At 45.2% G+C, this 21,244-nt stretch carries 20 protein-coding genes; 14 read left to right on the top strand and 6 right to left on the bottom strand.

Translation table 11 applies throughout. The features are described 5' to 3' along the window. Positions 1-29 precede the first annotated feature (29 nt). From BW952_RS01310 to BW952_RS01300, 3 genes are all read left to right on the top strand, one after another. Entirely contained in the window at positions 30-617 is a 588-nt protein-coding gene (locus BW952_RS01310; protein ID WP_045849536.1) for a hypothetical protein, read from the top strand. 101 nt (positions 618-718) lie between these two features. Continuing rightward, entirely contained in the window at positions 719-1,732 is a 1,014-nt protein-coding gene (gene xerA / locus BW952_RS01305) for a site-specific tyrosine recombinase/integron integrase (RefSeq protein WP_197075788.1), read from the top strand. Between the two features lie 208 nt (positions 1,733-1,940). Then, entirely contained in the window at positions 1,941-3,620 is a 1,680-nt protein-coding gene (locus BW952_RS01300; protein ID WP_045849537.1) for an IS1634 family transposase, read from the top strand. 205 nt (positions 3,621-3,825) lie between these two features. Here BW952_RS01300 and BW952_RS01295 read toward each other — a convergent pair whose 3' ends face one another. Next, on the bottom strand, positions 3,826-4,143 hold the full coding sequence (locus tag BW952_RS01295) for a YhcN/YlaJ family sporulation lipoprotein (protein WP_045849538.1): 318 nt from the start codon (positions 4,141-4,143) through the stop codon (positions 3,826-3,828). A 304-nt stretch (positions 4,144-4,447) separates the two neighbouring features. On the opposite strand from BW952_RS01295, the gene BW952_RS01290 reads away from it, so the two are divergent. The 7 genes from BW952_RS01290 to sstT all read left to right on the top strand — a co-directional run bounded on the left by BW952_RS01290 (position 4,448) and on the right by sstT (position 11,256). After that, positions 4,448-6,013: an ABC-F family ATP-binding cassette domain-containing protein gene (locus BW952_RS01290; RefSeq protein WP_045849539.1), complete on the top strand. Its 1,566-nt coding sequence runs from the start codon at positions 4,448-4,450 to the stop codon at positions 6,011-6,013. Then, entirely contained in the window at positions 5,931-6,350 is a 420-nt protein-coding gene (locus BW952_RS19855) for a site-specific integrase (protein WP_082084541.1), read from the top strand. The genes BW952_RS01290 and BW952_RS19855 overlap by 83 nt, the downstream gene beginning before the upstream one ends. Before the next feature lie 379 nt (positions 6,351-6,729). Then, a complete protein-coding gene (locus tag BW952_RS01280; protein ID WP_045849541.1) occupies positions 6,730-7,095 on the top strand; it encodes a Na-translocating system protein MpsC family protein in 366 nt (121 codons plus the stop codon). 152 nt (positions 7,096-7,247) lie between these two features. Beyond that, positions 7,248-8,255 (top strand): sodium-dependent bicarbonate transport family permease, encoded by a 1,008-nt coding sequence (locus tag BW952_RS01275; RefSeq protein ID WP_045849542.1) that lies wholly within the window; start codon positions 7,248-7,250, stop codon positions 8,253-8,255. Positions 8,256-8,266: 11 nt separating this feature from the next. Then, a complete protein-coding gene (locus BW952_RS01270) occupies positions 8,267-8,758 on the top strand; it encodes a carbonic anhydrase (RefSeq protein ID WP_045849543.1) in 492 nt (163 codons plus the stop codon). A gap of 383 nt (positions 8,759-9,141) precedes the next feature. Continuing rightward, the gene (gene gerD / locus BW952_RS01265; RefSeq protein WP_045849544.1) at positions 9,142-9,741 is read left to right on the top strand and encodes a spore germination lipoprotein GerD; all 600 of its coding nucleotides are present in this window, start codon (positions 9,142-9,144) and stop codon (positions 9,739-9,741) included. 276 nt (positions 9,742-10,017) lie between these two features. Further along, positions 10,018-11,256: a serine/threonine transporter SstT gene (gene sstT, locus BW952_RS01260; protein WP_045849545.1), complete on the top strand. Its 1,239-nt coding sequence runs from the start codon at positions 10,018-10,020 to the stop codon at positions 11,254-11,256. Positions 11,257-11,297: 41 nt separating this feature from the next. Here the strand turns inward: sstT and BW952_RS01255 are convergent, their stop codons facing one another. Then, positions 11,298-11,726: a YugN family protein gene (locus tag BW952_RS01255; RefSeq protein ID WP_045849546.1), complete on the bottom strand. Its 429-nt coding sequence runs from the start codon at positions 11,724-11,726 to the stop codon at positions 11,298-11,300. A 131-nt stretch (positions 11,727-11,857) separates the two neighbouring features. On the opposite strand from BW952_RS01255, the gene BW952_RS01250 reads away from it, so the two are divergent. Further along, complete coding sequence (locus BW952_RS01250; RefSeq protein ID WP_045849547.1) at positions 11,858-13,330, top strand: protein adenylyltransferase SelO; 1,473 nt, start codon at positions 11,858-11,860, stop codon at positions 13,328-13,330. A gap of 59 nt (positions 13,331-13,389) precedes the next feature. Here the strand turns inward: BW952_RS01250 and BW952_RS01245 are convergent, their stop codons facing one another. Continuing rightward, positions 13,390-14,391, bottom strand: a complete 1,002-nt coding sequence (locus tag BW952_RS01245) for an LLM class flavin-dependent oxidoreductase (RefSeq protein WP_045849548.1) — start codon at positions 14,389-14,391, stop codon at positions 13,390-13,392. Between the two features lie 175 nt (positions 14,392-14,566). Between BW952_RS01245 and BW952_RS01240 the strand changes: the two genes are divergently transcribed. Further along, entirely contained in the window at positions 14,567-14,800 is a 234-nt protein-coding gene (locus BW952_RS01240; protein WP_045849549.1) for a hypothetical protein, read from the top strand. A gap of 88 nt (positions 14,801-14,888) precedes the next feature. On the opposite strand, the gene katG is transcribed toward BW952_RS01240, so the two are convergent. Continuing rightward, complete coding sequence (gene katG, locus BW952_RS01235) at positions 14,889-17,123, bottom strand: catalase/peroxidase HPI (protein ID WP_045849550.1); 2,235 nt, start codon at positions 17,121-17,123, stop codon at positions 14,889-14,891. Between the two features lie 171 nt (positions 17,124-17,294). Continuing rightward, positions 17,295-18,146 (bottom strand): helix-turn-helix transcriptional regulator, encoded by an 852-nt coding sequence (locus BW952_RS01230; RefSeq protein ID WP_045849551.1) that lies wholly within the window; start codon positions 18,144-18,146, stop codon positions 17,295-17,297. A gap of 117 nt (positions 18,147-18,263) precedes the next feature. On the opposite strand from BW952_RS01230, the gene BW952_RS01225 reads away from it, so the two are divergent. Together BW952_RS01225 and BW952_RS01220 are read left to right on the top strand one after the other, a co-directional pair. Continuing rightward, positions 18,264-19,268, top strand: coding sequence for a Gfo/Idh/MocA family protein (locus BW952_RS01225; protein WP_045849552.1), 1,005 nt, complete (start codon positions 18,264-18,266; stop codon positions 19,266-19,268). Beyond that, positions 19,268-20,212, top strand: coding sequence for an aldo/keto reductase (locus BW952_RS01220; RefSeq protein WP_045849553.1), 945 nt, complete (start codon positions 19,268-19,270; stop codon positions 20,210-20,212). Before BW952_RS01225 ends, BW952_RS01220 begins: the two co-directional genes overlap by 1 nt. A 177-nt stretch (positions 20,213-20,389) precedes the next feature. Here BW952_RS01220 and BW952_RS01215 read toward each other — a convergent pair whose 3' ends face one another. Continuing rightward, positions 20,390-21,190: an NAD kinase gene (locus tag BW952_RS01215; protein ID WP_045849554.1), complete on the bottom strand. Its 801-nt coding sequence runs from the start codon at positions 21,188-21,190 to the stop codon at positions 20,390-20,392. Positions 21,191-21,244: the final 54 nt, after the last annotated feature.

Below are 21,244 nucleotides of genomic sequence, written 5' to 3'. Positions count from 1 at the left end.
ACAAATACAAAATAATTGGAGGAATTAGAATGAATAGCACTACTAACCAAAACGAAATCGTACTACATCCAACTGAGGAGCAACGCCAAGCCCACTATGCAGAATGTCGAGCTAAAGGGTGGACGGTTGTAGAGGATAAGGATTCCATTGAAGCGAAAATGTTTGATAAAGATGTTGAGATAGAGGGGCTTTATCAACTGATTGATGATTATGTCACATCCACAGGACAGCAAAAGGAGTTCAGCGATTACCTGATTCAACAACATGAGGAGGATTTACAGCGTGACTGGCGCTATAAAAAGTGGGCGTTAGATTTAGAGGGGATTAACTCCGATTACGAAGATGAAGGGATTGATAAAACTGACCTGTTACGAGGATGGATTGATGAGTTAATTGGAGACACAACACACTGCCAAGCCATCCCTTTAACAAATGGAAAGGAAATTAAAATCGTTTGGGCCGGCAAGTCAGATCATGACGAGCATATCTTTAAGGTTAATGTTGGTTGTGGTCTTAATAACCCTGAAACCACTTATCCGGAGCTTTTAGATCAACTTAGCTGCTTTGATATTGATTACGTAAAAATGGCTGAGAATGATAATGAACCTGATTATTGATACGTGGCTGAAAGTGTTTAAAATGCAATCAGCTTTATAAATACATAAATTAATGGGATGGCGAAAAGATCGCTGACCCATTCTATAAGGAGGTAAAGAAGGTGAGTTTAAATTATACAAATGACAAAGCGAGATTAGTTAGCGAACTAAATGGAATGGTTAGCACTTTGTGTCCTGATGTGGATTTGCAGAAGATGGCTGTAAGGTTAGAGGAAGTAGTCAGTAATTATCAAACAAACCGTAAGTCTAATGATAACTTAGCTGATGATTTGCACGACAATATTGAAATTTTCATCTCTTCCAAGAGACTTGAAGGATATAGCGACCTAACTTTATACGATTATCAAACAGAACTAAGTTTATTTGCCGATCAAATGAAAAAATCAACAGTTCAAATCTCTACTCCTGACATTCGAAATTATTTATCGAAAATCAAACAAGAAAAAGAAGTAATGGCATCAACACTAGGAAAGAAACTTTATGTCTTAAAGAGCTTTTTCAGTTTCTTGGTGCAAGAAGAAATACTGCTACGTGATCCGACTAAAAAGATCAAAGCACCAAAGTTACCAAAGCGTTTACCGAAAGCACTAAGTGTCGAAGAGCTGGAAATGGTAAGAGAATCATGTAAAACATTACGCCAAAAAGCATTGATCGAAGTCATGTATTCGACGGGAGCAAGATTAAGCGAAGTCTCGAATATGAGAATAAAGGATTTAAACAAACCTAACATGACTATCACTGTCATTGGCAAAGGTGATAAGGAAAGAGTGACATTTTTATCATACAAGTCTCTTTTTCATCTGAACAAATATTTGAAAAGCCGGGCAGATGATTGTGATTACTTGTTTGCGACACAAAATAAGCCAATTAGACAAATGAAAAATTGCAGCATCCAGCGTGAGGTCGACAAAATCGAAAAGTTATCGGGGTTAACTAAAAAATTAACTCCTCATGTATTTAGACACACACTAGCAAGCACGATGGTAAATAACGGAGCTGATTTAGTGGATATTCAACAAATTTTAGGTCACTCTAACCCATCCACAAGCCTTGTATACATCAATGTCAGTGAAGAGAGAAAGCAGTCAGCGCACAAAAGGTTCCACGTCCAATAAAATTGACATTTCAATGGGGGAGGAAAAATGAATGAGAAAGTGGGTCAGTGAAATTGTAACTGTTGATGAAGTTCAGTCATGGGATGAAGGGGACATTATAACTGACTTTCCGCATGTCACATTTTAACAATTGAAAATTAATGAAGGAAAGTACATTCCCTTCCGCGAATGAACTAGTAATCTATCATTTGAGAAAGGGTGTTTCCTCGTGCAACCAAATACGATTAAACCAATCCACGTCGGCGTCCTGCCCTTTAGCTTCGCTATGGCAAGAATGGCGAACATCCAAGAAGCGATTGACCGTGCGGTGACATGGCGTGAGGACAATACCAAAGTATCCCCCGGCTTTCTGATTGAAACACTGACTGCCGCCATCATGGCTACCCATGGACATATGCCCCTCTCCCACATGGAGGACTACTGGAAGGTCCAGGACTGGGAGCTATTGTTTCGCGGCACAAACATCACACCCGCAAAGCTTAACGATGATGCGTATGGACGCGCTTTGGATAAACTGGCTGATGTCGATTTAGAACAGCTATGCATGGATATTTCCTATCAGCTTCTGACCCAGCAGGGCTGCACAATCCAGGCCATTCACGCGGATACCACGTCCAAATCCGTTCAAGGCGTGTACGATGGACAGGATGACGATGCTTTTGACATTACATATGGCCACAGTAAAGATCACCGGCCGGACCTGAAACAAATCAAAATCGGGCTGGGTGTTCAGCAGAACGGGCTTCCGCTCTTCGGCCATGTCTTTTCCGGCAACGTATCCGACCAGAAATGGAGCATCGAAGCCGTCCAATCCATGAAGGCTTTTTTCGAAGAAAAAGGCCGGACAGCACCATTTATTCTCGACAGCAGCCTGGTGACCAAGGAGAACTTGGCTACAATGGAGAAAGAAAGCATTCTGTTTCTTTCCAGATTGCCTGATACGTTCAGCCTGACCAAATCAGCCAAAGAACAAGCCGTTCAAAAAGAAGAATGGAGACCATTTAAAAGTCCATCTGGCAAAGAATATCACCTGTACGAAACAGTCGGTATTCCTTGTGAAAAGCAACGTACATCTTATCTACTCCTTGTCGTCTGGTCCAAGGAACTGGCCGCTAAGAAAGAACAAACACTGGGGAAGAAATGGGCCAAGATTCAAGAAAAACTGGCAAAAGAACTGGCGAAAAAAGAAAAAGTGCCCTTCAGCTGTGAAGCCGATGCGCAAACGGCCATGCAGGAAAGCATCCGGTCCATTCAAGAAAAAGGCTTCTCTGTGCACGGAAAGATTGTGTCGGCCACTACGAAGCAGCATCCCGGGCGCGGGCGCCCGAAAAAAGAAGAGAGCCCTGAAGAAAGAACCATTTATACACTTTCCTTCAGCGGCCTGGCTGTCCATCCCGCTTTCGCCGAACGCGAGCTGCATATGGCTTCCTGCTTTGTGCTGATCTCCAGCCCGGAACTGGACATGTGTGCAGAAGACCGCCTACTTTTATATAAGAAGCAAAGTCGTGTGGAAACCCGTTTCCGGCTATTAAAAGATCCGATCCTGTTTCACAATGTCTATTTGAAAAGCAGCCGCCGGGTAAAGGCATTGGGGTACATTTTTTATCTGGTTCTCCTGCTTCTGTCTTACTTGGAATACCAAGTTCGCCGCTCGCTTGAACAACAGGACAGCGACTGGATCACCCCGGATAAAAAGAAAACCAGAACACCTTCTGTCAAAACCATTATAAAGACAATGGAAGGGCTATTGACCATGGCAATCGGCAGCGAGCGCTGTATCGCAGAACCGCCCCTGCCACAAATGCATCACGTCATAGAATGGGCAGGCTTCAGCACAGCGATCCTTGTCAGCCCAATTATGGAAATGAAGCAGCACATCCAGCCATAAATTTTTTAAAAAAAGCAGCGAAGCAGCTGGTTACCGTCCGATTACATTTCCGAGTAAGCCGATTTGAACATACTTATTAATCCCTCTGCAGAACCACAAAATGACAAAATATCAGTTTTTTTTAGTTTTGATTGAAAAAAAACGAAAAATATTATTTACTGTTTTTTGACATGCGGAAAGTCAGGTAAAAGCTCATTCCGCATTATTAAAAAAACCTTGGCTTTAGACAGGGTTTGTCATTAAGAAATACCAGATAAAATTTGGTTTTATTAGTTAGGTTAATGGCTGTGTAAGCAGTTTGGCCGGTCATAAGTACTGTTGCACTCTTTACTTCTTCTAAATCTGTGATGTGATTAGCCGCCTCTTCTCCAATATCGGGAGTGGCTGTGTCTGATTGATCTTGTTCATCGTAAGTAACATTCTGAGCTAGATTATCTTGCTGAGTATTATCACGATTATTCATACAAGCGACGAGGAGAAACGTGGTCATAAACGCTGCCACATAGATGAAAAATTTCGGCATGAAAATTCTTCCCTGACTAGGTTAACAAAGAGTATATTCTCCAATAATCATCTTTGTATTCAGTGTTATGGATTAGAGAAACAGCTATAATAGCTGCTGGAAGTGAAAGGGGTAACAGTTATTGTTCCCTGGTTGGCTGAGGATATGCCAAAAAGTCTAACAGAAAGCAGTTTTCATCCCAAATGTAACATAATAGTGGTGTTGACAATCCAATTTCTTGGATGCAGATTCTTGCTTTAAAGCAGATCAGTATGATATAATCAAAATTTATTGGAAATTTCGAAGCGGAATGAGGAAACGATAATTGAGTATCCTAACAGCAACAGATTTAAGTCATGATTTTGGTGACCGCATTATTTTTCAAAACGTATCTTTTCGTTTGTTAAAAGGGGAACATATTGGATTAGTCGGCGCTAATGGCGAAGGCAAGTCGACGTTTATGAATATTATTACAGGACAAATTCAGCCGGATGATGGAAAAGTAGAATGGTCCAAAAATCAGCGGGTCGGTTATCTTGACCAGCACGCCGTTTTAGAAAAAGGAAAAACGATTCGTGATGTGCTGAAAACGGCTTTTCAATACTTATTTGATATAGAAACAGCCATTAATGCCATTTACGGCCAAATGGCCGATGTAAGTCCGGAAAAAATGGAAAAAATGCTCGATGAAGTCGGGGCCCTTCAAGATACATTGACAACCAATGATTTTTACACGATTGATGCAAAAGTAGAAGAAGTAGCCAGAGGGCTCGGCTTAGACGGGATAGGGCTTGAAAAGGATGTGTATGATTTAAGCGGAGGGCAGCGGACGAAAGTTCTTCTTGCTAAGCTTCTTCTTGAAAAACCGGATATTTTACTCCTCGATGAGCCAACCAACTATTTGGATGAAGTGCATATTGAATGGTTAAAACGCTATTTGCTGAACTATGAGAATGCATTTCTTCTGATCTCTCATGATATTCCTTTTTTAAATAGCGTTGTAAACATTATTTATCATTTGGAAAACAAAGAATTAACCCGCTATGTTGGAGACTACTATAACTTTTTAAAAGTATATGAAGCAAAAAAACTGCAAGTAGAAGCAGCCGCTAAAAAGCAGCAGCAGGAAATCGCTAATTTAAAAGATTTTGTGGCTAGAAACAAAGCACGTGCTTCAACAAGCAGCCTGGCGATGTCCCGGCAAAAAAAGCTGGATAAAATGGATATTATTGAAGTATCAGGAGATCGGCCAAAGCCTGATTTCCGTTTTAAAGAAGCCAGAACATCCGGGAAGCTGATTTTCCAAACGGAAAAATTAGTGATCGGCTACGATAATCCTCTTTCCAAGACGCTGGACCTTTCGATGGAACGCGGCCAAAAAATTGCTTTGGTTGGAGCAAACGGAATCGGAAAAACCACTTTGTTAAAAAGCATTCTCGGTGAAATCAACCCTCTTTCCGGAAGCGTAGAGCGGGGAGACTACCAGTATATCGGTTATTTTGAGCAAGAAGTAAAAAAAGAAAACCAAAACACGTGCATTGAAGAAGTGCTGAATGAATTTCCGAGTTTAACACAAGGCGAAGTTCGGGCGGCATTAGCAAGGTGCGGACTAACGAGAAAACACATTGAAAGTAAAATATCCGTACTGAGCGGCGGCGAAAAAGCAAAAGTGCGGCTTTGTAAACTGATGAACCGGGAAAGCAATGTTCTCGTTTTTGATGAACCGACCAACCATTTGGATGTTGATGCAAAAAATGAATTAAAGCGGGCGCTTAAAGAGTACAAAGGAAGCATCCTCTTGATTTCCCATGAGCCTGAGTTTTATCAGGAGATTGCGACGGACATTTGGAATGTGGAATCTTGGACAACGAAACAAGTGCAAAATACGTAACAGCCGAAATAGCAGCACAGCTTACTTTATGACAAAAGGCCAGATCAGCTTCTATGCTGAGCTGGTCTTTTTTAAGCCAACCCCTTGCTCCGCCCTCCGCAAATCTCATTTATTCAGACATACAGCGTCTAAATTGTTTCTTGAACGTGGAGGCTCAATGAGGGTACTCCAGAAGATTCTGGGACATCGTGACATTCAAACGACAATGATTTATTCTCATGTATTTGACTTGACTATAAAGAATCAGCATGAACAGTTTTCGCCCATTAAGCATTTAGATGAAAAGCAGGGTTACAAAACAAGAACAAATAAAAAAGGCAGGCTAAAAAGGCAGTGAGGAAATAAGGGAGATAAACCGCTCCGTTTCACCTGCTCAATCATGACAACCTTCATAGTGATGATCTGAACACACTTTTGATCACACTATGAAAGAGCGGCATGAAAAATTCAGTGCCAGATCTTTTTTGATTTATTTTTTATGTTGACATACTCCTTGCTGAAAGTTACAGTAGTATTAATCTAAATAACCGAGAGATTTTTATTCTCACTTCTGATTGAATAAACGCTTTAGCGTGCTGTTAATTATTTCTATATTGACTGTATGAAAAAGTAACCTATACATCATAAGAAGAAAAGAAATAAGATAAATCGGTATATTTCTTAACTAGGAAACTAGCTGGGGAATATACCGATTTTTTTGTTAAGGAGGAATGGTCATGAACAAATCTAAAGGATCTATTGAAGCAGAAATAAGCAAAGCGTTAACTCAATGGGAAAAAGATTTCCTTGGACGTGGTTCCGTGTCCGTAAAAGCAGATATATTGCGTGATATGATTATTGTCACGTTACGCGGGATTCTAACGCCTGCTGAATATGTCCTTTGTGAAACAAAAGAGGGCATGCTGTCCATCAAAAGGATGCGGTCTAATTTGATTGAATCAGGAATGAATGGCTTAAAAGAAATCATCTTTACCATAACGGGTGAAAAAGTGAAAAGCTTTCACACAGATATAAGCACGCAGAGCGGGGAACGGGTGATGGTGTTTAAATTAGATAGAGATATCGAAAAAGATTTTGAATAAAAAGACAATAGATGAAAAAGGGAGATCTTCAAAAGCCATACGGTCAGTTGAAGATAAACCGGCAGTTTTCAGAATGAATGGCGGGTGAGTGCCAGTTATTCTGAAATTGCCGGTTTTTTTGTGGAAAATGAAGGATATCAGGAGGAAGGATTATGTCAGAAATCATTTTACAAAATTTGTTGTCGCCGGTTGTGTTATTTTTTGTGTTAGGAATTGTGGCCGCTTTAGTGAAATCAGATTTAAAATTTCCAAGCGCCTTAAGCGAAGCGCTGAGTATTTACCTTTTAATCGCCATTGGGATAAAAGGCGGGATTGAGCTGTCTCATTATTCAATTGAATCCGTTATGCAGCCAATCATGGGTGCACTCTTTTTAGGAATTGTCATTCCGTTTATCACCATTTTTATTACGCGTCTTATGAAAATGGACCTTCAAAATTCGATTGGCTTAGCGGCCACGTACGGGTCTGTCAGCATTGTCACCTATGGAGCGGCCATCTCCTTCATCGAAAAAAACGGTGTATCCTACGAGGGATTTATGAATGCTCTCGTCGTTATTATGGAAAGCCCCGCAATCTTAGTTTCATTACTATTATTAAAGATCATCGAGAATAAAAAAGATCAATCAGCTCTTTCGATGCGAAGCGTAGGGTTTGTCTATAAGCCAGCAAGCCTCATTGATAAAGAAGTGCTAAGAGAAAGCTTGTTTGGAAAAAGTATCTTGCTGCTGCTGGGCAGTTTATTCATCGGTTTGATTCTTGGAGAACGTGCTGTGCCAATGGTGAAACCGCTGTTTATGGATTTATATAGCAGCGTGCTGATTTTGTTCTTACTGAGTATGGGAATCACGACAGGCCAGCGGTTGCCGGAAGTAAGGAAGCACGGTTTCAAATTGCTTCTTTTTGGATTAATCACGCCTGTTTTATTTGGAAGTTTAGGCGTGGTAACGGGGCACCTGGCAGGACTGTCTTTGGGCGGTATGACATTAATGGGTGTCTTAGCCGGAAGTGCCTCCTATATTGCGGCTCCGGCAGCATTAAAAGCATCTGTACCGGAGGCGAATCCGTCTGTTTACTTGGGGCTGGCTCTTGGAGTGACATTCCCATTCAACCTTATTGTCGGCATACCTGTTTATTATGAAATGGCTCAATTGATTCAATAGGAGGGGTTTTTATGCAGAAAACAAACGAGAAAAAGGCTTTAGTTCTAACAGGGTTAAGTGTAAAATCACATCCGTTATTACCTGTCATAACAAATAAAAAAGCGGAACAATTAATCATCACAACAAGTTTTGGAACGATCATTTCACAGCCCTATGGTTGTACAATTAGAGACATTATTTTGGCCGTTTACTCCGAAGATATAGAAGAAATTTATATTATCGGAGAGAAGGATAGCAAAGAACATGCAATTAATGGAGAGGAGATTCTTTCTAAAATCCGGAAAGCAGGTATTGCAAAAGAAACGATCGAAACAATTGAATATATTGATGCGGCCGGCAGTAATCTATCAAGCTGGCTATCTGGAAAACAAGATGTGAATAAAATGATAACGGAAAATATCGATTTGATTAAAAGTCACCCATTAATTCCAAAAACGTTGTCTATTTATGGTTTTATTGCCAATGCGGAAACAGGTGAATTTGAGGCTGTTGCAGGAAGCTAAGGTAAAAAGAAATAACTGAAACAGATATGACATATTGACGGGTTAACAAGAAAAGCGAAATAAATGGCTGCTGATATAAAGGAGTTTGATTTATTTTTCGTCTATTTCCTGATTTAAGGAAACGTCACAGCACATTGGGGGGGAGAGTTCAGTGTGCATAATCAGCAAATGACTTTACCGATAAACGAAGAAGTCATGATTGTGCGTGACGTTTCTCGCTTGGCTGATGTGTAAAAATATCATCCTCCCGTTTGGTTGTTCTGAACCTTTTCGCACAATCAAACGGGTTTTTTCTTTTTAGCCAAAGTCCAGCATTTTCTCCGTATAAAATCTCCTTTCTCATTCAAACTAAAAGGAACAAAGTAAAGGAGGAAAGGAGCTGAATGATTGTGAAGAAAAACACCTTATTGACACTGCTGTCGTTGTCCTGTATGAGTGTGCTCATTTCCGGCTGCGCGTCCGGAGATACACCGTCTGCCCAGGCGGATTATGAGGAAACGAAGAAGATGGTCACCGATATATTGAAAACCGATGACGGCAAAAAGGCGCTGGAGGAAGCGATAAAGGACCCGGAAATCAAGCAGGCGATTGTGATGGATGAACAGGCTGTCACCGAAACGATTCAAACGGCGCTGACATCTGAGAAGGGAAAGGAATTTTGGAAAAAGGCATTTGAAGACCCGAAATTTGCGGAAAGCTATGCAAAAAGTATGCAAAAAGAGCACGAAAAGCTGTTAAAAAGCTTAATGGAGGATCCGGATTATCAAGCGCTGCTCATAGATGTGCTGAAGGACCCAAAAATGCAAAAAACGCTGCAGGAAGCGATGAAAAGCCAGGAGTTCCGAAAACATTTGCAAAAGGTAGTGGATGAAACATTATCAAGTCCTTTATATAAAGCCAAAATGGAGGAAACCCTTTTAAAAGCGGCGGAAGAAGCGGGCAAACAGGAGGAAGAAAAGAGTGGAGGAGGCGGTGAAAGCTAACCGCCTTTTTTATTTTTGTGTGCATGTCACGCGTACATTTAAACGTCAAAAGATTTTCTATTGTCTGCTCGGCATCCGAAGATAAAAATGATTGTCATCTATTTTTGAGGTTATTTAGTTAGAATGTTCTAATTATTACAACATATTTAAATAATCGAATCAGTATTGTAATATACCTCGAAACTATTTAAAATACTATTTATTAGATGGACAGGTGTCTTTTTCAGGTGGAATACGACAAAGACATTTTTATTTTGAGGTAATGGGGGATGTATCATGAAAAATATACTGCTGAAAATTGACCGGGTGAGTTTGGTCAAGCAGATTCTGATCGGGCTTGTAATCGGCGTTCTGCTGGCTGTTACAATTCCGGATATAGCGGCACCGCTTTCGATTTTAGGAACGCTGTTTGTTGGTGCCCTAAAGGCTGTAGCGCCTGTTCTTGTATTTGTACTGGTGCTGTCGGCGATTGTGTCACATAAAAGCGGTCAGAAAACGAATATGAAAACGATCGTGGTGCTTTATTTGCTCGGGACGTTTTTAGCCGGTTTAATAGCCGTCGTGATGAGCTTTGTTTTTCCTGTCAGTTTATCGCTCACAGACAGTGCGGAAGGCGTTGCGCCGCCAAGCGGTGTAACAGAAGTATTAAAAACGCTGCTGCTGAATGTCGTCGATAATCCATTTAATGCACTTGTGAACGCGAATTATATCGGCATTTTAGCGTGGGCGATTGTGCTTGGCCTGGCGCTGAAGGGAGCGGCTGATACGACAAAAACACTTGTTTCGAACTTGTCTGACGCTGTGTCAAAAATGGTCGCCTGGGTGATCAAACTGGCGCCGCTTGGCATCATGGGACTGGTCATTGAATCAATTACAACAAACGGCCTTGAATCCCTGCTCGGATACGGACAGCTGCTGGCGCTTCTTCTTGGCTGTATGGCGCTCGTAGCGCTCGTCGTTAATCCGCTGATTGTATACGTAATGATCCGTCAAAATCCTTACCCGCTCGTGTTTAAATGCTTAAGAGAAAGCGGCTTAACGGCGTTTTTCACACGGAGCTCAGCGGCTAATATTCCGGTGAATATGAAGCTGTGCGAAAACCTGGGGCTGGATAAGGACAGCTATTCGGTGTCCATTCCTTTAGGGGCAACGATCAACATGGCCGGTGCGGCGGTTACGATCTCCGTGTTGACGCTTGCGGCCGTTCATACGCTCGGTATTGAAGTGGATGTATGGACTGCGATCATTTTGAGTGTCCTGTCAGCGGTTGCCGCTTGCGGTGCATCCGGGGTGGCAGGCGGCTCATTGCTGCTCATTCCGCTTGCAGCGAGCTTGTTCGGCATCCCGAATGAAATTGCGATGCAGGTAGTCGGCGTCGGCTTTATTATCGGCGTACTGCAGGACTCATGTGAAACGGCGCTAAATTCCTCAACCGATGCTTTGTTCACGGCAGCTGCGGAGTTTAAAGAATGGCGCAAAGAGGGCAAGGTCATTAAGATTCATAAAGCAGGATAAAAAAGGAAAGCCCCGCCAGTGCAAAGCTGGCGGGGCTTTTTTTAGCTTGCGATTAAAGCGCCGTGTACAGACTGAATCACTTTTTGCACCGCTTTTTCTCCAGCAAGCTCCCATTTATTTTTGTTTTCAATTTTATCATCCGGATCGACCGGGTCCTGGAATTGATTAAGCCCAGATGCCGTGAGCAGCGAATGCTCATCTGCTTCAAGCCCGATGTTGATCACGTGCTTGATCACAAAGGGTGATTGAAATTGGATCATAGCATCGTACTGATCGAGCTCTCCTTTCATCACCTGGAAGGGAAGCCGTATATAAATCGTGACGCCTTCTTGCTTCCATAATATGGCGTCAAAGCAGCCCTTGTCATAGTCCCAATTTCCACCAAGGTCATAGCCAAGCGATGTAAAAGTGTCTCGTACATGACCGTAACAAGCACTTTTTCCTTCGAGTTCGGTTTGTAATCGCAGCAATGTCTTCTCCTCCTTTCAAAGCTGTTCCTATCATTAACGGAAATCAGGGGAGACATACATACAACACATTCAATAGAAAAAGGAGTATAATGACCGGAAGAAGCTAATCATTTAACAGAAAAGGGGATTCGATGACAAACAACCAACCATCTACTGAAGCAGGCTGGCATTTTGACAACAGCTACGCACGCCTGCCGGACCTTTTTTTCACAGAAATGCAGCCGAATCCTGTCGATTCTCCACGGATTATTGCCTTAAACGAAAAACTGGCTGATGAGCTCGGATTGGAAAAACAAGCACTGAAAGGGGAGGAGGGAGCGGCCGTACTTTCGTTCAGTGCCCGTCTTGCTGGCACTTTTCCGCTTGCTCAGGCATATGCCGGCCATCAATTCGGCCATTTGGCGATGCTTGGCGACGGCCGTGCTGTTTTGCTGGGAGAACATGTGACCTCAGACGGGAAACGAGTGGACATCGGGCTAAAGGGTTCTGGACGGACACCGTATTCCCGTGGCGGTGACGGCCGGGCAGCGCTGGGACCGATGCTTCGTGAGTACATCATCAGTGAAGCGATGCATGCACTGGGGATTCCGACCTCCCGCAGCCTCGCTGTAGTGGCAACCGGAGAAGACGTATATCGGGAAACGGCGTTGCCAGGAGCGGTGTTAACAAGAACGGCGGCCAGTCACTTGCGCGTGGGCACGTTTCAATACGCAATCGGGGCGGGTGGTGTGGAATCCGTTCAAGCACTGGCGGATTATGCGATTAATCGCCACTTTCCTCATCTTAAAGCCGAGGAGAAACCCTATTTGTCCTTCCTGCGCGAAGTTATGCGCAACCAGGCTGCTTTGGTCGCCAAATGGCAGCTGGTCGGTTTTATTCACGGTGTCATGAACACAGATAATATGACGATCAGCGGTGAAACAATTGATTACGGCCCGTGTGCTTTTATGGACACGTATGATCCGGGGGCGGTATTCAGCTCAATTGATGCCCAGGGCCGTTACCGGTATGAAAACCAGCCCGTCATGGCCAGCTGGAACCTTGCCCGGTTTGCGGAAACGCTTCTGCCGCTCATACATGACGATCAAGAAAAATCAGTGCCGTTGGCGCAAGCTGTGTTATCCGAATTTGGTCCGCTTTATGAAGAAACCTGGCAGCGCGGCATGCGGGCGAAGCTGGGTCTTGCCGGAGAAGAAAAAGGCGACGAAGAGCTTCTTCAAGAGTTGCTAGAGTTGATGAAGGAGCATAAAGCGGACTACACGAATACATTCCGGGCTCTTACGATCGGGGAGCTGAAAGAACTGGCGCTTTTTTCCGTGTCTGCTTTTCAAAAGTGGCATGAGCGCTGGCTGGTAAGAAGGGTCAAAAACCAGTCAGTAGAAGCATCCACTGCATTAATGAAACAAACAAATCCATCGGTTATTCCGCGAAATCACCGAGTGGAGGAAGCGCTGGAGGCGGCAGTGGAGCGGGGGGATATGCAAGTGATGGAGCAACTTCTGGCTGTGCTTGCTGACCCGTTTGCTTATTCACCGGAACAGGAAGCATACACGTCTTTGCCGCCGAAAACGCTCAAGCCGTACCGGACATTTTGTGGAACGTGATTTTCATTAAAACAAAAAAAGCAAACCTGTTTACAACAGCAGGCTTGCTTTTTTGATCGTTATTTTCCATCTACGATTTCCTTAAAAATGTCATACGACCGTTTTTGTTTTTCCTGATCGTACATATATGATACGGCCATGATTTCGTCAACATTGTATGCTTCCTGGAAGCGGATCAGCTGTTCCTTGACGGTTTGCTTGCTTCCCATCAGTGTCACGCTTGTCATAGAGGACGACATCATTTTTTCTCCCTCACTCCATAGTTCATCCATATTTTCAACTGGCGGGCTGAGCGGTGTTTGTGAGCCGCGCACGACATTCAAGAAAAATTGCTGCATCGTTGTCGATTCAAATTGCGCTTCCTCATCCGTTTCTGCCGCGATGACGTTTAAGCAGACGATCATGTAAGGAGCATCTAAATATTGTGACGGCTTAAAGTGATTCCGGTAAATGGTGATCGCTTCGCTCATCAGCCGCGGTGCAAAATGCGAGGCGAACACGTAAGGCAGGCCAAGCTCCGCTGCTAAATACGCTGAGTCTGTTGAAGAGCCGAGTATATAAATGGGAATATTCGTGTCAACGCCTGGATAAGCTTTGACCGCGCCTTGCTGCTCTTTCGGTCCGAAATACGTCAGCAGCGTGTTCACGTCATCCGGGAATGTGTACACTGTATCATGCTGCGAACGTCTGAGAGCGCCAGCCGTTTTCATATCAGTGCCCGGCGCGCGGCCAAGGCCGAGGTCAAGACGGTCCGGGTAGATGGTCGCCATTGTGCCGAACTGTTCGGCGACAACGAGCGGAGAATGGTTCGGCAGCATAATTCCGCCAGACCCGACACGGATCCGTTCAGTATGCTCCAATGTATGCTTGATTAAGATCGATGTCGCCGAGCTGACGAGCGTAGATGTGTTATGGTGCTCGGCGATCCAGTAGCGGCTGTAGCCCATTTTTTCTGTTGCCTGCGCCAGGTCGATCATTGCCTCGATGGCTTCGGACGGCGTCTGCCCTTTGCGAATAGGGGCTAAATTCAAAACGGAAACGGGAATCTTTATATTGGTCATTCAGATTATCCTTTCTTGGTGAAATATCCTCTTTATCGTACCAGTATAACCAGCGGAAACAAACTTAAATGCCTGACAGCAGTAAAGTGTTCAACAGAAACCAGCATAATTGCCAGCGAAGTGCATAAAATGGATGATTAGAAACTCATTTTTAAGAGAAAGGCAGGGGAATTCATTGAAAGAAGATGTGGAATTCATACGGGACATTATGATTGACAAGCTGGAAGAATTAAATGATCTCGTAGAATCAGGAGGAAAGCTGAGCCCGAAGGTGGAAATGGCGTTTGTGATGGGTATTCAAAGTCTCCTCAATCAATCGATTCAAAAAGGAATGAAGGAAGCACGCCAGAATCAGACCAGCGGAAAAAAATCAGAATACGAGAATTTATCTTCGATTGCCAACAAATAATGAATGCTTATACGGGTCAAAAAAAGAAAAGCCGAACGACTGCGTTCGGCTTTTTCCGCTGTTCAAGCCCTTAAACCAGGGATTCAGCTTATTGTTTTACATCAAAACGATCGGCGTTCATCACCTTCACCCAGGCAGCGGCGAAGTCACGCACAAATTTTTCTTTGTTGTCATCCTGAGCATACACCTCTGAAAGTGCACGGAGAATGGAATTGGAACCGAAAACGAGGTCGAAACGAGAAGCTGTCCGCACCACTTCACCTGTTTTCCGGCTGCGGCCTTCATATTGGTTGAAGCCGGCTGGCTTCCACTCGATGCCCATATCCAGCAGGTTGACGAAGAAATCATTTGTCAACTGGCCAACACGTTCAGTGAAAACGCCTTGTTTTGTTCCGCTGTGGTTAGCTCCAAGGACGCGCATGCCGCCGATTAAAACGGTCATCTCAGGCGCTGTTAATCCAAGCAGCTGGGCTTTATCAACGAGCATTTCTTCCGGGCTGGTTGAGTATTCCGCTTTTTGGTAGTTGCGGAAGCCGTCTGAGACCGGCTCCAATACATTAAAGCTTTCAGCGTCTGTTTGTTCTGCCGTTGCGTCGCCGCGACCAGGTGTAAACGGAACAGTCACATCAAAGCCGGCGTCTTTCGCTGCTTTTTCAACTGCCGCACTTCCGCCAAGGACAATCAAATCCGCCAGGCTGACGTGCTTCTCGAGCTGACCTTGAATGCGCTCATATACATCAAGCACGTTCGCCAGTTCCGCTGGTTCGTTTGCTTCCCAGTTCTTTTGAGGTGCCAGGCGGATGCGTGCTCCATTGGCGCCGCCGCGCATATCTGAGCCACGGTATGTGCTCGCAGAAGCCCAGGCGGTTTTCACCAGCTGACTCACTGTGAGGCCGGAGCTTAGAATTTTTTCTTTCAAATCTGCCACTTCGTCATCAGATAACGTGTAATCAACTGCCGGAACAGGGTCTTGCCACACAAGCTCTCCCTGCGGCACTTCAGGTCCCAAATAGCGAACTTTTGGCCCCATATCACGGTGTAGAAGCTTAAACCACGCGCGCGCGAAGGCATCCGCAAACTCGTCCGGATTTTCGAAGTAGCGGCGGGAAATTTTTTCGTATGCCGGATCTGCACGCAAAGCCATATCTGCCGTTGTCATCATCGTTTTTACTTTGATGGAAGCATCTTCAGCGTCTGGCGCCATATGATCCTCTGGAAGATCAACAGCCTGCCATTGATAAGCTCCAGCCGGGCTTTTTGTCAGCTCCCACTCGTAGCCTAATAGTTGCTCAAAAAAGCCGTTATCCCATTTGGTTGGGTTCGCCGTCCATGCACCGTCGACACCGCTTGAAATCGTATCGCGGCCGTGACCTTTGCCGTGCTTGCTCAGCCAGCCGAGCCCCTGCGTTTCGATATCGGCTGCTTCCGGGTCGTCACCGACAAGAGAAGGATCTCCTGCTCCGTGCGCTTTACCGAATGTGTGGCCGCCGGCAATTAATGCGACGGTTTCTTCATCATTCATTCCCATACGGGCAAATGTTTCCCGAATGTCTCTCGCACTTCCCAGTGGATCTGGCTTGCCGTTCGGGCCTTCCGGATTCACATAGATAAGCCCCATCTGAACCGCTGCAAGAGGGTTTTCAAGCTCACGGTCACCTGAATACCGGTTGTCCGCCAGCCATTCCTTTTCATTTCCCCAATAGACGTCTTCTTCCGGATGCCAGATGTCCTCGCGTCCTGCACCGAAGCCGAACGTTTTCAGCCCCATTGATTCAAGCGCCACGTTACCTGTTAAAACAAGCAAATCGGCCCATGAAATTTTGTTTCCGTATTTCTGCTTGATGGGCCAAAGCAGCCGGCGGGCTTTATCCAGGTTGACGTTGTCCGGCCAGCTGTTCAGCGGAGCAAAACGCTGGGAACCGAACGCACCGCCACCACGGCCGTCAATCGTCCGGTATGTGCCGGCGGCGTGCCACGACATTCGAATGAAGAAAGGACCATAATGTCCATAATCTGCCGGCCACCAGTCCTGGCTGTCGGTCATTAGATGATGAAGGTCCTGTTTTAAGGCATTGTAATCAAGCTTCGAGAATTCTTCTTTATAGCTGAAGTCTTCGCCAAACGGATTGGACTTCCGGTCGTGCTGGCGCAAGATGCCGAGGTTCAGCATATTTGGCCACCAGTCTTTATTCGTCGTACCGCCGGGCTGCTTGGACGTTGTGATCGCGCTGTCTTTATGCCCGCTGCCTGCGCCTGTAACAGGACACTGGCCTTCACCGGCAGCAGTATGGCTTTTTTGTTCGTGATTGTTGTTGGATTCCATTTTAAAAATCTCCTCCTATAATGAGTGATCTCGTTTCGAAATGGTTCGTGTGCGAATGGTTATGCCCACTTATATGGTAATAATCATTCTCAGTTTATAATTATACTAAACTATGATCAAAATGAGAAGTGAGAAAGTCAGAAAAATGAAAAAAAGAAAAAGATCAGCTCATTACCGCTTCCGCAAAGCCGTACCGTGCAGTTCGCGGTACCTGGTAGGAGTGATGCCTTCCTGTTTTAGAAACAGTTTATTAAAATAGCTCGTACTCGAATAACCCGCTTTTTCAGCAATGTCCTGCACCTTCATTTCCTCGTGATCAAGCAGCCATTGCTTGCATTGCTGCAGGCGGCATAATGTGATAAACGCCATCGGGGTCATCTGGACGGCTTGTTTAAACAAACGACAAAAATAATAGGAGCTGACGCCGGCTTTTTCGGCCCAATAGTCAAGTTCGAATGGTTCGCAGGACTGCTGCTGCATGAGTGGCAGAAGCGATTGGATCCGGTTATCCTGATCTGTCGGTTTTTCGGTGCTCCACGGCTCTGCCTGAATCATAAAGGCAGTTAAAAAAGCATACGTCAGTGTAGACAGCTGCTGCTGCTGCAAATAATGGTGGGCTTCTGCTTCTTGAAGCAGCTGTTCATGTGTATGAAGCAACGGTGACAAATCCTGAATATGCCAGAGTGACAAGCGGTGAAAGCCTCGGCTCGATAAAAGGGTGTTTAAGCCCTCTCCGTAAAAATGCACCCACAAAACACTCCACGGCTCTTCCTTGCTGCTGTAATACATTTGTTCCTGCATCGGAAAGTACAAAAACGCATCTCCTCGGCTTAACCGGTGCTTGTCTCCTTGAAGCTCAACAAATCCATGGCCGTCTATAACAATGTGGATGCTGAATGTACTCCACGTACCGGCTTTTCGGTCTACATAATGATCTCGTTCTTTTTCGTACAAACCGACAGACTCCGGCAGAATGAGGCAGCGGAATTGATGGAACATTGGCAGTAAGTGTTGTTTGCGCATGACAGAACCCCTATCGCAATTTTGTTATAGAAAAGGAACAATAAGCTTCTATATACTGGTGAAACTCTTTTTTATATAATTACAATATCATACTAAGAGTTGAAAAGGAGAGAGAATATGTCAATCATTCGATGGGGCGTGCTGGGCTGTGCAGGCATTGCGAAAAGAGCTGTGATCCCTGGCATCCAGCAATCTGAAACAGGAGAAGTGAAAGCGATTGCAAGCAGAGGGATTGAAAAAGCAACGAAAACGGCTGCTGAGATGAATATTGAAAAAGCGTATGGAAGCTACGAGGAGCTGCTGGCTGACCCGGAAATTGATGCCGTTTACATCCCGCTGCCAAACCATTTACACAAGGAATGGACGATCCGTGCGGCAGAAGCGGGCAAGCATGTTTTGTGCGAAAAGCCGGCTGCCTTAAATGCGGAGGAAACAGCCGAAATGAATGAAGCGTGCCGTCAAGCAGGTGTCGTGTTTGCGGAGGCGTTTATGTACCGCTATCACCCCCGCTACGAAATGATGAAGCAGGTAATCCAGTCAGGAGAAATTGGCGAAGTAAGAAGCCTGCATGGCACCTTTACGTTTAATAATGCAAAGGATACAGGCAATGTACGGTATCGAAAGGACTGGGGCGGCGGTTCTTTATATGATGTAGGGGTGTACCCGATCAGTGCTGCACGCTTGCTGCTTGGAGAAGAGCCGGCTGCTGCGACGGTTCAAGCTCTTTTTTCACCGGATCATGACGACGTAGACATGATGGCGTCCGGTGTGCTGGAATTCTCGAACGGCGTAGCACTTACGTTTCAATGCGGCATGTGGGCATTTTTTGAAAATGAGCTGAGAATTATTGGAACTACAGGACGGATCGACGTTCCATCCGCATTCGTGACAAATGAAAATGAACAGGACCATTTCTTTGTGACAACGGAAAACGGGCGGAAGGAAGTGGAAGTGCCGCTGTTGAATCAATATGCACTGCAGGCAGATGTGATCGGACGATCGATTCGAACAGGAGATCCACTCCCGTTTAACGGTGAGGATGCCGAATTGAACATGCGGGTGCTCGACGCGTGCCTGGCTTCTGCACGGAACAAACAACGAATTGAATTGGAGGAAGCATAATGAAAACCATTGCGATCAAAGGGTTATCAAAGCCCGTTTCTGCGCTTATTCAAGGCTCTGATTATTTTAAGCCGGCAGTATACGATAAGGTGTGCGACGTACTCGACCGCTTTATGAGCATTGGCGGCAATACGATTGACACCGCGCACAACTATTGCGGTGGAGAAAGCGAAGTCGCGATTGGCCAGTGGCTAAAGGAACGGAATAACCGTGAATCAGTTGTGATCTTAACGAAAGGAGCCCATCCGAAGGGCGACGGTCCGCGGGTCAATCCGTACGATATTCAAGAGGATTTATTGACGAGCCTGGAGCGTCTTGGGACCGATTACATCGACTTGTATGCGCTGCATCGTGACGATACGAATGTACCGGTCAAGGTGATCATTGAGGCATTAAATGAGCATATAGCAGCTGGACGAATAAAAGCGATCGGCGTTTCAAACTGGGGAACGGACCGCATTCAAGAAGCGAATGAGTACGCAGCAGCAACCGGCTTAACCGGCTTTACCTTCAGCAGTCCGAATTTAAGCCTGGCAAAGCCGAACGAACCGTTTTGGCCGGGGTGCGTCTCCGTAGACGAGACGGATGCGGCCTGGTACGAAGCCAATCAAATGCCTGTTCTCTCCTGGTCCTCACAGGCGCGTGGCTTTTTCACCGGCCGGTTTACACCGGAAGACCGGAGCAACGAGGACCTTGTCCGTGTTTTTTACAGCGACGCGAATTGGCAGCGATATGCCCGTGCTGAACAGCTGGCCAAGGAAAAAGGCGTGAGCCAAATACAGGTTGCACTGGCGTACGTGCTGAACCAGGCATATCCAACGAGCGCGATCATCGGGGCTCAGAACGAACAAGAGCTCATGTCCTGCCGGGACGGGGCAGAGATTGTTTTGACTGCGGAGGAAAGAAACTGGCTGGAATGCGGCAAGCAGCTGGCAAGCCGTTAACCGACTTAGATAAGCACGAACGCGCAATTTCCTGGGTTTATGGCGCATTTCCCAGGAATACGGCGCAAATCCTGCTTAATTGCGCCGTATTCACCATAATTGCGCCATAAAATGAGCCTGAAAAAAGAAGGCTGCTCAATAAAAAAACGGACCCGTCAAAAGGGTCCGTTTATTATATTACAAAAATGTCCGCTGCACTTTATGCCAGAAGGAATTGTTTTTCAGCTTCACGGTTTTAATGATTTTCCCGGACATTTCCACTTCGATGTTTCGCGTGTTTTGTACGCTTAACGCTTCGTTGTCGAGCCCGATTATCGGGTAGTCATTGCCGTCCTGAACGATGCTCAACGTCAGCTTGCGGGTGTCGCCGAGTATAAATGAGGAGCCGAGCGTACGAAACTGGTTGTTGTTCAAAGAAGCAATTTCGCTGACCTGCATGCAGGGAATGCGCGGATCAACGACGGCACCGTTCAGCGACCGGTTGTAAGCGGTGCTGCCAGTCGGCGTGGAAACGACAATGCCATCGCCCCGGAACGTTTCAAAATGAAGGTCATCAATATGAACATCAATAACGAACGTTTTAATAATTGACGAACGAACAGACAATTCATTCAAGCACTGGAAATGAGTATGACCGTCTAGATGAACGTCAATAACCGGATAGCGGCGAACCTCGACGCCGGCCGTTTGAATCGCTTCACTCATGGCTGCCGTATCGTGAATATGGAAGTCGCAATACAAGCTTGCTTCCACTTCATCCGTCACCCCGACATACAAACAGTCGTCGCGAAAGCCTGATTTGCGGACCGCCTGCAAAAACGCACCGTCACCGCCGACTGCCACAATAATATTGGCATCTGCCGAGCGGTCGACAATGGTAAAGCCCTGCTCTTTCGCAATGGTCATTAACTGGTTAATATCATTTAATTTAGCTGGATCTTTTTTGTAGGAAAAAAACATATTTCTTCTCGTTTCCATTGGCACAAAAACTCCTTTATCGTACAAGATACATCCATTCTAATGTATAATAGC

It is taken from the genome of Domibacillus enclensis (assembly GCF_900156125.1).
In the GTDB taxonomy this organism is placed as follows: Bacteria; Bacillota; Bacilli; order Bacillales; family Domibacillaceae; genus Domibacillus; species Domibacillus enclensis.
Note: the sequence above shows the minus strand (reverse complement) of the source record. Positions and strands in the feature narration are given on the sequence as shown.